The organism is Methylobacterium sp. JK268 (genome assembly GCF_054052225.1).
On record NZ_JBSVZN010000004.1, the window covers coordinates 277,903 to 292,651 of the forward strand.

A 14,749-nucleotide genomic window follows, 5' to 3' on the forward strand; every position below is an offset into this window, starting at 1 on the left:
CATTCTGTTGATCGACGCGCCGTTCGCATGAGAATGAGCAATGCCCTCGTCGGCGAGCAAGATCATCTTGTGACGCAAGCAGACGCGCGCTCGACGCGGGCATATTTGTCTTTCTCTGACTTGTGGAGCGCCCGATGCGGCGGATGATGCTCGGTCTCCTGGTGGCCCTCGTGGGCCTCGGCGCGGCGCGCGCCGACGACAGGCCCCTGCGGATCGGCGTGACGGCCGGCCCGGTGGCGCAGGTGGTGCAGTTCGCAGCCGGCCTCGCCAAGGAGCGCGGCCAGCGCGTGGAGGTGGTCGAATTCACCGACTGGGTCACGCCGAACGAGGCGGTCAATGCCGGAGACCTCGACACCAACCTGTTCCAGCACGGGGCCTTCCTGGCGGTCCAGAACGCCCGGCGCGGCACGAATCTGGTGCAGGTCGATCCGGTCGGCCTGATCGCCCCGATCGGCCTGTTCTCGAAGAAGATCCGCTCCCTCGACGCGGTGCCGGCCGGCGCCTCCGTCGCGATCCCGAACGAGCCGCTCAACGGCGCGCGCGGCCTGCGGCTGCTGGAGAAGGCCGGGCTGATCACGCTCGCGCCCGGCAAGGGCCTGACCGTCACCCGCTTCGACGTCACGGCCAACCCGAAGAAGCTCGACATCGTCGAACTCGATCCGGCGCAGCTCTACCGCTCCCTCGACGACGTGACGCTGGCGATGGTGAACCTCACCTACCTCCTCGCCGCGGGCGGCGACCCGAACACCGCGCTCCTGATCGACCGCGCGGCGGACGACCAGTTCGTGCTGCGCTTCGTCGCCCGCGAGGACCGCAAGGACGATCCCCGCCTGCGCCGCTTCGTCGAGACCTTCAAGGACCCGCAGGTGAAGGCCTTCATCGAGCAGAAGCTTCCGGGCTTCGTGCCGGCCTGGCCGGGGGCGTGAGCCCCCGCCGCGCCGGGCCTCATCCCTGCCCGACGCGGTACTGCTTGGGCGGCACCGTGCCGTTGACGGCGAAGTCCCCGACGAGGCGGTCGCGGTAGATGCGCGGGTTATGCGAGGCGATGGTGCGGGCGTTGCGCCAGTACCGGTCGAGGCCGAGCGAGCGCGCCGTGGCCGAGGCCCCGAGCGCGTCGAAGAGCAGGGTCGTGGCGTCGAGGACGAGGCTCGTCACCGGCGTCACGGACTGGTTCACCTCGATGTCCGCGATCGTGCCCGCGGCCTCCGCGCCCTCGGCGTCGCCGGCCTGGTCGAGGTCGTAGACCCGCTGCAGCGCCTCGGCGTTGCGCAGGGCCACCGCGCCCGCCGCGTAGGCCGCGCCGCGCACGCGCCCCACCACCTGGAGGATCTGCGGGTCATCGCCGACGCGCGCGGCGTTGCCGTGGCTGTAGATCCGGCTGCGCTCGCCCACGAGGCGCGCCACGTCCTCGGCCGCCGCCCGCGCGATACCGGCGAGCGTCGCGAGGTGCACGAGCTGGAAGAACGCCATCGCGTAGCGGAAGCGCCCGGGATCCGGGTTCACGAGGTCGGGCGCGAGCGCCACGTCGGTGAAGCGCACGGTGCCGCTCGCGGTGAGGGCCTGCCCGAAGCCGTCCCAGTCATCGAGCACCTCGACGCCCTCCGCCCGCCGCGGGACCGCGGCCCCGACCGGCTCGCCCGCCTCGTCCTGGGCCGCGAGGTGGATCCAGTCGGCGAAGAGCGAGCCGGTCGTGTAGTACTTGGTGCCGTTGAGCCGCCAGCCGGCGCCGTCGCGGCGCAGCACCGTCTCGAACGACCCGACCTTGGCGGAGCCGGCCTCCGAGACCCCGCTCCCCACCGTCTCGCCGCGGGCGATCCGGGCGATCCAGGCCTCGCGCCACGCCGGGGAGCGGGCGTTCAAGGCATCCTCGGTGAAGCCGAAATGCGCCCGCAGGGCGTTGGTGACGTTCGAATCCGCCGCCGAGAGCTCGAGCAGCAGGTTGAACACCTCCGGCAGCGTGGCGTCGTGGCCGTTCTGCGCCCGGGACAGGCGCAGCATGGTGAAGCCGGCCTCGCGCAGCCACGCGATCTCCTCCTGCGGCAGACGCCGCTCCCGGTCGCGCGCGGCGGCCGTGTCCCGGATGCGCCGGAAGACCGGCCGGAACCGCTCCGCCAGGTCCTCGTAGCGGGTGCTCGGCCCCGCCCCCCAGCCTGCCTGAACCTGCGACATCGCTCCTGCTCCTCGTGGCGCGCGGCGGGCCGCGCTGGCGGTTAGTCGATCCATCTGATAGACATTATGGACCAACCGGCAAGCGTCGATCCGTCGCCGCGGGGTTGTTTTTCAGAGCGAACGCCTGCGCCGGCTCCGGCGACGCGAGAATCCTGAACTCGACCAGAAAGACAGAATTTCCGAATAGATCCGAGTTCGCGAGAACCCAGATCTCTCGAGGTTCGTTCTGTAAAAAGAACATTCTCATTGACTTCGGACCCTGCCCACGAGAGCGTTCCGGGGCTGTCTGTTGGCCCGCGCGCCGCCTCTCCGGGAGACCCGTCATGGCATCCGAGCCCCTCGACCCGTCCGGGCTGCGTCCCGAAACCCTGGCCTTGCACGCCGGCTGGCGGGCCGACCCGGCGACGGGCGCCGTCGCGGTGCCGATCTTCCAGACGACCTCCTACCAGTTCCACGACGCCGAGCACGCCGCCAACCTGTTCGCGCTGAAGCAGCTCGGGCACATCTACACGCGGGTGACCAATCCCACGACGGATGTGCTGGAACAGCGGGCGGCGGCGCTGGAGGGCGGCGCGGCGGCGGTGGCGGTGGCATCCGGCCAGGCCGCCTCGGCGCTGGCGATCCAGAACCTCGCCCGGGCCGGCGACAACGTGGTGAGCGCCACCGACCTCTACGGCGGCACCTGGAACCTGTTCGCCAACACGCTGAAGGAGCAGGGGATCGAGGTGCGCTTCGTCGACCCGGCCGATCCCGACGCGTTCCGCCGCGCCACCGACGACCGCACCCGCGCCTATTACGGCGAGACGCTGCCCAACCCGAAGCTCGCGGTCTTCCCGATCGCCGAGGTGGCGGCGATCGGCCGGCCGCTCGGCATCCCGCTCATCCTCGACAACACCGCCGCCCCGCTGATCGCCCGGCCCCTGACGCACGGGGCGGCCGTCGTCGTCTACTCGACCACGAAGTATCTCGGCGGCCACGGCACCTCGATCGGCGGGCTGATCGTCGACGGCGGCACCTTCGACTGGGCGGCGCATCCGGGCCGTCAGCCCGCCCTCACCGAGCCCGACGCGAGCTACCACGGCGCGGTTTGGGTCGAGGAGGCCAGGGCGCTCGGGCCGATCGCCTACGCGCTGCGCGTCCGGGTGCGGCTCCTGCGCGACCTCGGGCCGGCCCTCTCGCCCTTCAACGCGTTCCAGATCCTGCAGGGGCTGGAGACGCTGCCCCTGCGCATCGCCCGCCATTCCGAGAACGCCCTCGCGGTGGCGAATTACCTGTCGCAGCGGCCGGAGGTGGCGCGGGTGATCCACCCGGCCTTCCAGAGCGGCGCCCCGCGGGAGCGCGCCGACCGCTACCTCGGCGGGCGCTACGGCGGCCTCGTCGGGTTCGAACTGGCGGCCGGGCGCGAGGCGGGGCGGCGCTTCATCGACGGTCTGCGCCTGTTCTACCACGTCGCCAATATCGGCGACGCGCGCAGCCTCGCGATCCATCCGGCGACCACCACCCATTCGCAGCTCTCGCCCGAGGACCAGCGCGCCACGGGCGTGTCGGAGGGCTACGTGCGCCTGTCGGTCGGGCTGGAGCACATCGACGACATCCTGGCCGACCTCGACCGCGGTCTCGCCGCCGCGGGCGGGCTCGCCCAGGCCGCCTGATCGATGCGCCGCTTCGTTCTCGGGCTCGTCGCCGCGCTCGCGGCGGCGGGCAGCGCCCTCGCCCAGCCCGACAAGCCCGACCTCACGGTCGGCTTCGTGCCCGGCCCCTACGAGGACGCCTTCAAGGCCGGGGTCGAGCCGACCCTGCGCGCGCAGGGCTACCGGGTGCGGGCCGTCCACTTCAGCACGGGCGTCGAGGTCAACGCCGCGGTCCATGCCGGCGAGATCGACGCCAACGTGATGCAGCACAGCGTCTACCTGAAGGCCTACAACGACCGGAACGGCACCGACCTCGTCGGCATCGTGCAGGTGCCGACCCCGCCCATGGGGCTCTACTCGCGCAAGCACCGCTCGGCCGCCGAGGTGCGGCCCGGCGCGACCGTGGCAGTGCCGAACGACCCGGTGAACCTGGAGCGGGCGCTCAAGATCCTGCGCGATCTCGGCTGGGTGACGCTGCGCCCGAACGGCAACCCGGTCGACGTCACCGAACTCGACGTGATCGCGAACCCGGCCGGGATCCGGCTGGTGCCGCTGGAGGCCGCACAGGCCCCGCGGGTGCTCGACGACGCCGATTTCGCGGCGATCCAGGGCAATTTCGCGATCTTCAGCGGGCTCAAGCTCAGCGAGGCGCTGGCCCTGGAGACGATGACCGCCCCCTACGTGAACGTCGTGGCGGTGCGCAGGGACAAGGCCGGGACGCCCTGGGCGCGGGACATCGTCGCCGCCTACCGCTCGGACGCGTTCAAGGCCGCGATCCGGGCCGACCGCTTCTACGACGGGTTCAAGCTGCCGGATTACTTCGAATGAGCCGCCGCGAACTGCGCCTGAACGCCTTCCACATGCATTCCCCCGGCCACACCTGGGCCGGGATGTGGCGCCACCCGCGCGACGCCTCGGTGCGCTACACCTCCCTCGACTACTGGACGTCGCTGGCGCGCACGGCCGAGCGCGGGCTCCTCGACGGCATCTTCCTCGCCGACGTGTTCGGCACCTACGACGTCTACGGCGGCAACGCCGACGCGGCGCTGGCGGGGGCCGCCCAGGCCCCGAATGCCGACCCGCTCCTGGTCGTGCCGGCGATGGCGCTCGTCACCTCGCAGATCGGTTTCGGGGTGACGGCGAACCTCACCTACGAGCACCCCTACCAGTTCGCCCGGCGCTTCTCGACGCTCGACCACCTGACGCAGGGCCGGATCGGCTGGAACGTCGTCACCGGCTACCTGGAGAGCGGCGCCCGCGGCATGGGCCTCGCGCAGGCCCGCGCCCACGACACCCGCTACGAGGCGGGCGAGGACTTCATGGAGGCCGCCTACAAGCTCTGGGAGGGGAGTTGGGAGGACGGCGCGGTCGTCCACGACCGCGCGCGGGGCCTCTACACCCGCCCGGACAAGGTGCACCGGGTTCGCCACGAGGGACCCTATTACCGGGTCGACGCCCGCCACCTCGCCGAGCCCTCGCCCCAGCGCACGCCGGTGCTCTACCAGGCCGGCACCTCCTCGCGCGGGCGCGCCTTCGCGGCCCGCCACGCGGAGTGCATCTTCCTCAACGGCCACACCCGGGCCATCGCAGCCAAGTCCGTGCGCAGCATCCGCGAGGCCGCGCGGGATCACGGGCGCGACCCCCACGACATCCTGATGTTCCTCGGCGCGACCGTGATCGTCGCCCCGACCCACGCCGAGGCGCTGGACCTGCGCGACGAGTACGCCCGCTACCTCGACGTGCAGGGCCAGCTCGCCCTCGTCTCGGGCTGGACCGGCATCGACCTCTCGACGCTGGGCCCCGAGGAGGCGCTGGCCTACGTGAAGACCAACGCCATGCAGTCGCTGGTCGAGAACCTGACGGTGAACGCGGACCACCGCTTCACCGTGCGGGACTTCGCGCAGTTCGGGCCGCTGGGCGCGCGGGCGCCCTTCATCGTCGGTTCGCCCACCGAGGTCGCGGACGAACTCCTGTCCTGGGCCGAGGAGGCCGACGTCGACGGCTTCAACCTGACGCGCGTGGTGGTGCCCGAGACGCTGGAGGCCTTCGTGGACCTCGTGGTGCCCGAACTCCAGGACCGCGGCGTGTTCAAGACCCGCTACGCGGAGGGCACGCTGCGCGAGAAGCTGTTTCCGGGCACCGGCCCGCGGCTGAAGCCCACCCATCCGGGCGCCGCCTTCCGGCACCGCGCGGAGTGAGGATCGCCATGAGCAGAGCCCCATGAGCAAACCCATCCGCGTCAACGGCTTCGCGATCCACGGCCCGGTCCACCTCTCGCCCGGCCTGTGGCGGCACCCGCGCGACCGCTCCCTCGCCTTCAACACGCTCGGCTACTGGACGGACATCGCCCGGCTCCTGGAGCGCGGGCTGTTCGAGACCCTGTTCATCGCCGACGGCCTCGGCATCCACGACGTCTATGCCGGCACCGCCGACGCGGCCCTGCGCCGGGCCGCGCAGGTGCCCAAGCACGATCCCATGCTCCTCGTCTCGGCCATGGCGGCGGTGACGGAGCATCTCGGCTTCGGGGTGACGGCGTCGGTCTCCTACGAGCCGCCCTTCACGCTCGCCCGCCGCTTCTCGACCCTCGACCACCTCACGAACGGGCGCATGGCCTGGAACGTGGTGACGGGCTACTCGGCCGCGGCCAGCCGGGCGGTGGGCCGGCCGGGCATCGCCGCGCACGACACCCGCTACGACGTCGCGGACGAGTTCCTCGACGTGGTCTACCGGCTCTGGGAAGAGAGCTGGGAGGACGGCGCGGTTCTACGCGATCGGGAGCGCGGCCTGTTCGCCGACCCGGCGCGGATCCACCGCATCACGCATGCGGGCGAGCACTTCCGGATGGAGGGCATCCACCTCGTCGAGCCCTCGCCGCAGCGCACGCCGTTCCTGTTCCAGGCCGGCGCCTCGAACCGGGGCCGCGACTTCGCGGCCTCCCACGCCGAGGCGGTGTTCCTGAGCGACCCCTCGAGGCAGGCGATCGCCGCCACGGTGGCGGATACCCGCGCCCGCGCGGCGGCCCGCGGCCGCGACCCGGCCGACATCCTGTTCTTCGCGCTCATCACGGTGATCGTCGGCCGCAGCGAGGCGGAGGCGCACGACAAGCACCGCGACTACCTCGCCTACGTCGATCCGGAGGGGGCGCTGGCGCTGTTCTCGGGCTGGACCGGCATCGACCTCGCCGCCTACGCGCTCGACGACCCCTTCCCGGTGCTCCGCCGCGACAACGCGATCGCGTCGGTGGCCGAGTCGTTCGGCCGAAGCGAGCGGCGCTGGACGATCCGGGAGATCGTGCAGCACAACGCGATCGGCGGGCGCGGCCCGGTGCTGATCGGCTCGCCCGCGCAGGTGGCGGACGGGCTCGAAGCCTGGATGGACGAGACCGGCATCGACGGCTTCAACCTGAGCTACGCGGTCACGCCCGAGGGCTACGGCGACTTCATCGACCTCGTCGTGCCCGAGTTGCAGCGCCGGGGCCGCTACAAGGCGGGCTACGCGCCGGGCACCTTGCGCCAGAAGGTGTTCGGCGAGGCCCGCCGGCTGCTGCCGGCGAGCCACCCGGCGGCGCGGTTCCGGCCGGTACGGGACCTCGGCGCTGTCGCTCCGCCGCGTTCTCGGACGAGCGACCCTCGGCACTTCTCCTGAACTGGCGGTCGTGCAACATTCCGGCCGCGCGGGCGGTGGCCGCTTCGGCGAACGGTGCCGAGGGCCGGATCCGATCACCTCGCAATCGGATCCGGCTCTCTGTCTTTTTGATCGTGCCGCATTGTCGTCGGCGAACCGGCATCCCCTTCGCCGAAACTGATCGAGCCTGGCCGAAGGAACGCGGAGACTACCATGGCGAGTGCCCGCACCCTGCATCTCGGCGCCTTCATGCGCCCCGTCGGCATCCACACCGCGTGGTGGCGCTATCCGGGAGGCTACCCGGACGCGAACTTCAACTTCGCGCACCTCGCCCGCTTCGCGCAGACGCTGGAGCGGGCGAAGTTCGACGCCTTCTTCATGGCCGACCACCTCGCGGTCCTGAACATGCCGGTCGAAGCGCTCAAGCGCTCGGCGACCGTGACCTCGTTCGATCCCCTGACCCTGCTGCCCGCGCTGGCCGTGGTGACGGAGCGCATCGGGCTCGTCGCCACCGCCTCGACCACCTACGACCAGCCCTACCACGTCGCCCGCAAGTTCGCGTCCCTCGACCATCTCTCGGGCGGGCGGGCGGGCTGGAACGTGGTCACGACCTCGAACCCGGACGCGGCCAGGAACTTCGGGCTGGAGCACCATCCCGAGCACGCCGACCGCTACGACCGCGCGCACGAATTCGTCCGCGTGGTGAAGGGTCTGTGGGATTCCTTCGCGGATGACGCCTTCCGGCGCGACGTCGGGACCGGGGTGTTCTTCGATCCCGAGCGCATGCACGTTCTCGATCATCGCGGCGAGCACTTCGCGGTGCGCGGGCCTCTGAACGTCGCGCGGCCCGTCCAGGGCTGGCCGGTGATCGTGCAGGCGGGCGCCTCGGAGGCCGGGCGGCAGCTCGCGGCGGAGACCGCCGAGGTGATCTTCGGGGCCGCCGCGACCCTGGAGGACGGCCGACGCTTCGCGCAGGACGTCCGCGGGCGCATGGCGCGGGTCGGCCGCGACCCCGACCACCTGAAGATCCTGCCCGCCTGCTTCGTCGTGGTGGGCGACAGCGACGAGGAGGCGCGCGAGAAGCGCGCGGTCCTCGACGGCCTGGTGCACGAGGCGAGCGCCATCGCGGCCCTGTCGATCGCGCTCGGGGTCGATGCGGCCGCCTTCGACCCGGACGGCCCGCTGCCCGAGATCCCGGAGAGCAACCAGTCGAAGACCGGCCGCGAGCGGGCGATCGCCCTTGCGACGCGCGAGGGCCTGACCGTGCGCCAGCTCGCGCAGCGGCTCGGCGGCTATGCCGGCCTCGCGATGGTCGGCACGCCGCGGCGCATCGCCGATCAGATGCAGGCCTGGATCGAGGCCGGCGCGAGCGACGGCTTCAACGTCATGTTCTCGGACGTGCCGCAGGGGCTCGACGACTTCACGGCCAAGGTGGTGCCGGAGTTGCAGCGGCGCGGGCTCTTCCGCACGGAGTACGAGGGCCGCACCCTGCGCGAGCATTTGGGGCTGCCGAGGCCGGCGAACCAGTTCTACGCGTGCGCGCCTGACATCCGCGGCGCGCGAGGCGAACCCGGCGGCCTGGGTCTCGCGGGCGCGGCTGCGACGACCATCGACGGCACGCCCGAGCGCGCGGCGTCTTCCGGACGTGTTGCGTGATCGTGGAAGATCGCCGGCTGGTGCAGCTCTGACTGGCGGTGAAGATATTGAGTCATTGATGCTGTTACATTGATGCCCGCGTACGATCCTCTCTCGAGTGGATTATCGCGTGTACAATGTACAATGATAAGTCCATCAGCTGAACGAATGAGTAAGACACAACATTCCTCATGCTGAGGTGCGACCGCAGGGAGCCTCTGGCGGGCCGCAGGCCCGCACGCACCCCAGACCAGTCTGTCCAAGCAGCCGTTATGTTGGAGCACCCGTCAGGGGTGCTTCGAGGCTGCGCACGATCTTCGATCGCGCGCAGCACCTCAGCATGAGGCGTGTTGTGCGCTCCAGGAGCGTTCCGCTGATGCTTCGGTCGCGGAGCGTTGGGTACACGCTCGCCTGCTTGAGAGAGAGGAGCCCCGCGCCACGGTCCCGGAAACGGGGTGCTCCACATCTCGCAGCACCCGCTATGCCTTGCGCGTACGTTCTATTCAGGCGGCCGTGGCGGCTGGAATGGCATCCTCCGGCCGGGCGAGCAGCGGCCCGAGCGCGATGGCCTGGGTCAGGATCTCCAGCACGGTGTTCGATTCCCAGCGCCGGCCTCGGAGCACCGGGCCGATGCCGAACAGGCGCTCGCTCGCGCGGCCGTCGCGGCCGATCAGGCTGCCGGCGGGATCCGCGTCGAGCCCTGAGCCCAGCGGACCGGGTCGCACCAGGCCGCGCGCCAGGAGGTTGCGGGCGAGTGGACGGGTCGCGGCGGCGCGGGTCCAGGAATAGTCCCAGCCGAGGTTGTTCACGACCGCGTCGACGGCCAGGTCGTGCACCGCGCCGCCGCGAGTCGCCACCGTCGCGACGAGGCGTCCGCCGCTGCGGGCGAGGCCGACGACGCGGCCCGCCTGCGCGCTGAACCGCCTCTCCACCTGCACGGCCCGGAAGGTGGCGTAGGAGGGGCCGGGCGAGCGGTGCAGCGCGTTCTCCCAGTGGCGGCGCAGGTGGCGCAGGAAGCGCGCGCGCTCCGCGTCGGAGGCGCCCGCCCACAGGGCCGGGACGTGCGGGCGGACCGACGGCACGATCGCCTGCCAGTCGCCGCCCTGCGCGGTGATCGCGGCGAGCTCCCGCCGCACCCGGGCGAGCAGCCCCAGCGCGGTCGCGGGCAGCGGCGCCTGCCCGAGAAAGTCCGGCCAGGCCGGGGGCTCACGGCGCTCCTGGGGCAGGAAGCCGTGGCGCGACACGCCGATGTGGCGACCGCGAAAGCCCCGGCGCTCCAGGCTCACGAGGCTGTCGAGCATGGTGAGGCTGGTGCCGACGTGCAGCACGGTCCCGTCCGCCGGCACCTGCGCGTCGGCCGCCGCGTCGAAGGGATCCGCGACGTAGCCGTCCTCCGGCCCCAGCGCCTCGGCGCCCGGGATCGCGGGCTTGGCGCCGACGAGGCCGGTGGCGAGGAGCGCCCGCTCGGCCCCGACGGTGCGGCCGTCGTCGAGCACCACCGCGACGCCGTCGCGGGAGACGCGCAGGTCCGTGGCCTCGGCGCGGACGTGGTCGAGCCGGGCGCGGGGAGCGGCGCGCAGGGTCCGGGCGAGTTCGTCGCGGACATAGGCCGCGAGCGCCCCGCGCCGGGCAAAGGCCTCGGGAAGGGACGATCCGGCCCAGGCCTCCGGCTTCGCGGCGAGCCACTCCGAGAAGTGGCTCGGGCGCTCGGGGTGGAGGGAGACGATCTTGGCCGGCGCGTTGAGGAAATGCGCCGGATCGGCGGTGCCGTAGGCGATGCCGGCGCCGAGGTCGGCCGCCGGCTCGACGATGGTGATCGCCACGGGCCCCTCGGCGGCCGCGACGACCTTCAGGGCCGCGACGGCGCCGGAGAAGCCGCCGCCGACGATGACGAGCGATGTGCTTGTGTGCGTCATGGATGGGGTCCTTGTGGGGAAGGGTCAGCCGTCGCGCCAGCGCAGCAGCCGCTTCTCGAGGCGGGCGGCGCCCTGGTTGAGGAGGAACCCGACGAGGCCGAGGATCACGACGCCGAGCATCACGAGGTCCATCTGGAAGCGCTCGCGGCCCGCGATGATGAGGCCGCCGATCCCGGGTCCCACGGTCATGAAGTACTCGGCCCCGACGGTGGCGAGCCAGGAGGCGATCAGTCCGAGATGGAGCCCGGTGAGGATCGCGGGCGCGGCGGCGGGCAGGTGGAGCAGCCGCAGCCGCTGCCAGCGGGTCAGCCGCAGCGCGCGGGCAACCTCGCCCAGCGGCGCCCCGGCGGCGCGCACGCCCTCCTGCGTGTTCACCGCCACCGGCACGAAGGTGGCGAGCGCCACGAACACCACCTTGGCGGTCTCGGCGAAGCCGAACCAGATCGAGATGATCGGGATCCAGGCCAGCACGGCGATCTGCTTCAGGCCGTGGAAGGCCGGCCCGAGCAGGAGCCCGGCCGCCCGCGAGAGCCCGAGCAGCGCCCCGAAGGCGATGCCGAGCCCCGCACCGAGGGCGAAGCCCGCGAGGTTGCGCGCGAGGCTCGCGGCGAGGTCGGCGAGGAGGCCGCCCGAGGCCGCCTCGCGCCACGCGGTCGCCGCCACCGCTTCGAGGGGCGGCAGGAAGCGGAGATCGACGAGGCCGCCCCGGCTCGCCCCCTCCCAGGCGGCGAGGAGGAGGACGGGGAGGATCAGGCCGCGGAGGGTGGCGCGCATCAGGCCGTCTCCCCGGAGGCGAGGCGCCACGCCTGCAGCCGCCGCTCGATCCGGGCGAGGCCCGCATCCATCAGGAAGCCCACGAGGCCGATCAGCACCATCGCGGCCAGCATGGTGTCGAGCCAGAACATCTGCCGGCCCCAGACCAGCAGGTAGCCGAGCCCCTCCGAGGAGGCGAGGAGCTCGACCGCGACCAGCGCCGTCCAGGCCTTGGTCAGGCTGTAGCGGATCCCGGTGAAGATCGACGGCACCGAGGCCGGCAGGATCAGGCGGCGCAGGAGCTGCGCGCGGGTGAACCGGAGGGCGCGGGCGACCTCCAGGTAGCCGGGCGGCACCGCGCGCAGGCCCGCGGCGGTGTTGAGCACCATCGGCACCAGGGCGGCCTTGGCGATGACCACGATCTTCAGGGTCTCGCCGATGCCGAGCAGCAGCATCAGGAGCGGGATCCAGCCGAGGCTCGGCACTTGGGCGACCGCGGTGAAGAGCGGCCGCACCGCCTCGTCCACCGCCCGCGAGAGGCCCATGGCGAGGCCCAGCAGCAACCCGAGCCCGGCGCCGAGGAGGAAGCCCAGCGCCACCCGGGCGGCGCTGGCGCCCGCGTGCTGGGCGAGTTCGCCACTCCTCGCCATGTCGAGGAGCGCGTCGAGGACGAGGCGCGGCGCGGGCAGGATCTGCTCCGGCAGCCAGCCCCGCGCCGCCGCGAAGGCCCACCCGACCAGGAGAGCGAGGGGCACCAGGAGCCCGAGGCCGAAGGCCGCGAGGCGCGGCGCCCCGGCGGCGAAGCGGCCGGCTGCGCGGGCTGCGATGGCGGCGGGCGCGCTCACGACAGGGGCCGCCCGTCGGGCCCGAGGCGGGTCCAGGTCTTCTCCAGGCCGAGATCCTTGAGCGCCTGCTCCAGGTAGCGGGGCTCGAACCAGCCGTGGACGTCGACGTCGCGCCGCACGAGCCCGAAGGCCTTGGCCTGCTGCGCCTGCACCCGGTACTGCTCGATCAGGAAGGGGTCGATCAGCGGCGAGTTGCGCTGCGCCAGCGGCTGATCGGCGTAGTCGTAGCGGAACACCGAGGCGGGGGTGCCCGACTTCGCCCAGGTCTCGATCAGCGCCTCGCGGTGCGCCTCGTCGGACGCCCAGGCCGAGGCGGCGACGAGCGCCCGGACCACCTTGGCGACGAGCCGCGGATGGGCGGCCTCGAAGGTGTCCGTCACCAGCACGGCGCCCTGCCGCTCGAAGGCGGGATCGTCGCCCTTGGTGGAGTAGACGATCTTCGCCCGGCCCTGCTCCTGCAGCGAGATGAGCGGGAAGTTGCCGAAGGCGGCGTCGATGTCCCGGCTCGCCAGGGCGGCGCTGGTGGTGGCGGTGTCCATGTTGAGCACCTGGAGGTCGCGCTCCGAGAGCCCGTTCGCGGCCAGGATCTTCGCGGCGGCGAGGTGGTTGTTGGTGCCGCGGAAGATCGCGACCTTCTTCCCCCGCAGGTCCTTGACGGAGGTGATGGGGGAGCCGGGCGGCACCGCGAGGTAGGTCGGCGCATGCGCGCCGGTGGCGAGGAGGATCTTGGTCCTCAGCCCGCTCGCCCGGCCGATCACCGAGGGCAGGTCGCCCTGGAAGGCGAAGTCGAGCTGGCCGTTGGCGAAGGCCTCGTTCACGGCCGGCCCCGCGCCCTTGAAGAACGACCACGCGACCGTGACGCCGGGCTCGTCCCTCAGCGCGTCCTCGACGTAATGCTCGGCATGGGCCAGCGCCGCGGCGCTCCCGCCCGCGAAGGGGCGGTTGTCGACGCCGATCGAGGCGAAGCCGAAGCGGATCGTCACCGGTTCGGCGAAGGCCGCCGCGGGGAGGAGCAGGAGAACCAGCGCCAGGGCGGCGCGACGGGCGAGGAGCATCGGGGCGTCTCCGGGGATCGGGGCTCGGGAGGGGTCGGGCGTCGTCGGCTCCGCCCTCACGACAGGGGCCGCCCGTCGGTCCCGAGGCGGGTCCAGGTCTTCTCCAGGCCGAGATCCTTGAGCGCCTGCTCCAGGTAGCGGGGCTCGAACCAGCCGTGGACGTCGACGTCGCGCCGCACGAGCCCGTAGGCTTTCGCCTGCTGCGCCTGCACCCGGTACTGCTCGATCAGGAAGGGGTCGATCAGCGGCGAGGTGCGTTGCGCCAGCGACTGGCCGTCGAGATCGTAGCGGTAGACCGACGCCGCGATGCCGTTGCGCGTCCAGACCGCGATCAGCGCCTCGCGGTTGGCCTCGTTCGACGCCCAGGCGGCGGCGCGCACGAGCGCCTCCACCACCTTGGCGACGAGCCGCGGATGGGCGGCCTCGAAGGCCTCGGTCACCAGCACCGCGGCCTGGCGCTCGAGGGACGGATCGTCGCCCTTGGTGGAGTAGACGATCTTCGCGGCGCCCTGCTCCACGAGCGCGATCAGCGGATGATTGCCGAAGACCGCGTCGACGTTCCGGCTCGCCAGGGCAGCGTTGGCCCCGGCGATGTCCAGGTTGATGACCTGGAGGTCGCGCTCCGAGAGCCCGTTCGCGGCGAGGATCTTCACGGCCGCGAGATGCAGGTTGGTGCCGCGGAAGATCGCGACCTTCTTGCCCTTCAGATCCTTGACGGAGGCGATGGACGAATCCGCCGGCACCGCGAGGTAGGTCGGCGCATGGGCCTCGGTGGCGAGCAGAATCTTCGTCTTCAACCCGCTCGCCCGCCCGATGACGGAGGGCAGGTCGCCCTGGAGCGCGAAGTCGAGCTGGCCGTTGGCGAAGGCCTCGTTCACGGCCGGCCCGGCGCCCTTGAAGAACGACCACGCGACCGTGACGCCGGGCTCGTCCTTCAGCGCGTCCTCAACGTAATGCTCGGCATGCGCGAGCGCCGCGGTCGATCCGCCCGCGAAGGGGCGGTTGTCGACGCCGATCGAGGCGAAGCCGAAGCGGATCGTCACCGGCTCGGCGAAGGCCGCGGCGGGGAGGAGCAGGGCGAGCGCCAGGACGAGGCCGCGGGTGAGGAGCATCGGACCATC

The 14,749-nt window shown here is 72.2% G+C and carries 12 protein-coding genes; 6 read left to right on the top strand and 6 right to left on the bottom strand.

Annotation, left to right across the window (positions count from 1 at the left end; genetic code table 11):
* Positions 1-143 precede the first annotated feature (143 nt).
* Positions 144-926 (top strand): MetQ/NlpA family ABC transporter substrate-binding protein, encoded by a 783-nt coding sequence (locus ACW9J6_RS06820; RefSeq protein ID WP_457115690.1) that lies wholly within the window; start codon positions 144-146, stop codon positions 924-926.
* Between the two features lie 19 nt (positions 927-945).
* Here the strand turns inward: ACW9J6_RS06820 and ACW9J6_RS06825 are convergent, their stop codons facing one another.
* A complete protein-coding gene (locus tag ACW9J6_RS06825) occupies positions 946-2,169 on the bottom strand; it encodes an acyl-CoA dehydrogenase family protein (protein WP_457115691.1) in 1,224 nt (407 codons plus the stop codon).
* Positions 2,170-2,492: 323 nt separating this feature from the next.
* On the opposite strand from ACW9J6_RS06825, the gene ACW9J6_RS06830 reads away from it, so the two are divergent.
* The 5 genes from ACW9J6_RS06830 to ACW9J6_RS06850 all read left to right on the top strand — a co-directional run bounded on the left by ACW9J6_RS06830 (position 2,493) and on the right by ACW9J6_RS06850 (position 9,080).
* Entirely contained in the window at positions 2,493-3,821 is a 1,329-nt protein-coding gene (locus ACW9J6_RS06830; RefSeq protein ID WP_457115692.1) for an O-acetylhomoserine aminocarboxypropyltransferase/cysteine synthase family protein, read from the top strand.
* A gap of 3 nt (positions 3,822-3,824) precedes the next feature.
* The gene (locus tag ACW9J6_RS06835) at positions 3,825-4,628 is read left to right on the top strand and encodes a MetQ/NlpA family ABC transporter substrate-binding protein (RefSeq protein ID WP_457115693.1); all 804 of its coding nucleotides are present in this window, start codon (positions 3,825-3,827) and stop codon (positions 4,626-4,628) included.
* Positions 4,625-5,998, top strand: a complete 1,374-nt coding sequence (locus ACW9J6_RS06840; RefSeq protein ID WP_457115694.1) for an LLM class flavin-dependent oxidoreductase — start codon at positions 4,625-4,627, stop codon at positions 5,996-5,998. The genes ACW9J6_RS06835 and ACW9J6_RS06840 overlap by 4 nt, the downstream gene beginning before the upstream one ends.
* Positions 5,999-6,020: 22 nt before the next feature.
* Positions 6,021-7,445, top strand: coding sequence for an LLM class flavin-dependent oxidoreductase (locus tag ACW9J6_RS06845; protein WP_457115695.1), 1,425 nt, complete (start codon positions 6,021-6,023; stop codon positions 7,443-7,445).
* A 192-nt stretch (positions 7,446-7,637) separates the two neighbouring features.
* On the top strand, positions 7,638-9,080 hold the full coding sequence (locus tag ACW9J6_RS06850; RefSeq protein WP_457115696.1) for an LLM class flavin-dependent oxidoreductase: 1,443 nt from the start codon (positions 7,638-7,640) through the stop codon (positions 9,078-9,080).
* Between the two features lie 482 nt (positions 9,081-9,562).
* Here ACW9J6_RS06850 and ACW9J6_RS06855 read toward each other — a convergent pair whose 3' ends face one another.
* The 5 genes from ACW9J6_RS06855 to ACW9J6_RS06875 are packed head-to-tail and all read right to left on the bottom strand — an operon-like array spanning position 9,563 to position 14,740.
* The gene (locus tag ACW9J6_RS06855) at positions 9,563-10,975 is read right to left on the bottom strand and encodes an FAD/NAD(P)-binding protein (protein ID WP_457115697.1); all 1,413 of its coding nucleotides are present in this window, start codon (positions 10,973-10,975) and stop codon (positions 9,563-9,565) included.
* A gap of 24 nt (positions 10,976-10,999) precedes the next feature.
* Positions 11,000-11,749 (bottom strand): ABC transporter permease, encoded by a 750-nt coding sequence (locus ACW9J6_RS06860; RefSeq protein ID WP_457115698.1) that lies wholly within the window; start codon positions 11,747-11,749, stop codon positions 11,000-11,002.
* Entirely contained in the window at positions 11,749-12,573 is an 825-nt protein-coding gene (locus tag ACW9J6_RS06865; RefSeq protein ID WP_457115699.1) for an ABC transporter permease, read from the bottom strand. The genes ACW9J6_RS06860 and ACW9J6_RS06865 overlap by 1 nt, the downstream gene beginning before the upstream one ends.
* The gene (locus ACW9J6_RS06870) at positions 12,570-13,628 is read right to left on the bottom strand and encodes an ABC transporter substrate-binding protein (protein ID WP_457115700.1); all 1,059 of its coding nucleotides are present in this window, start codon (positions 13,626-13,628) and stop codon (positions 12,570-12,572) included. The genes ACW9J6_RS06865 and ACW9J6_RS06870 overlap by 4 nt, the downstream gene beginning before the upstream one ends.
* Positions 13,629-13,684: 56 nt before the next feature.
* The gene (locus ACW9J6_RS06875; protein ID WP_457115701.1) at positions 13,685-14,740 is read right to left on the bottom strand and encodes an ABC transporter substrate-binding protein; all 1,056 of its coding nucleotides are present in this window, start codon (positions 14,738-14,740) and stop codon (positions 13,685-13,687) included.
* Positions 14,741-14,749: the final 9 nt, after the last annotated feature.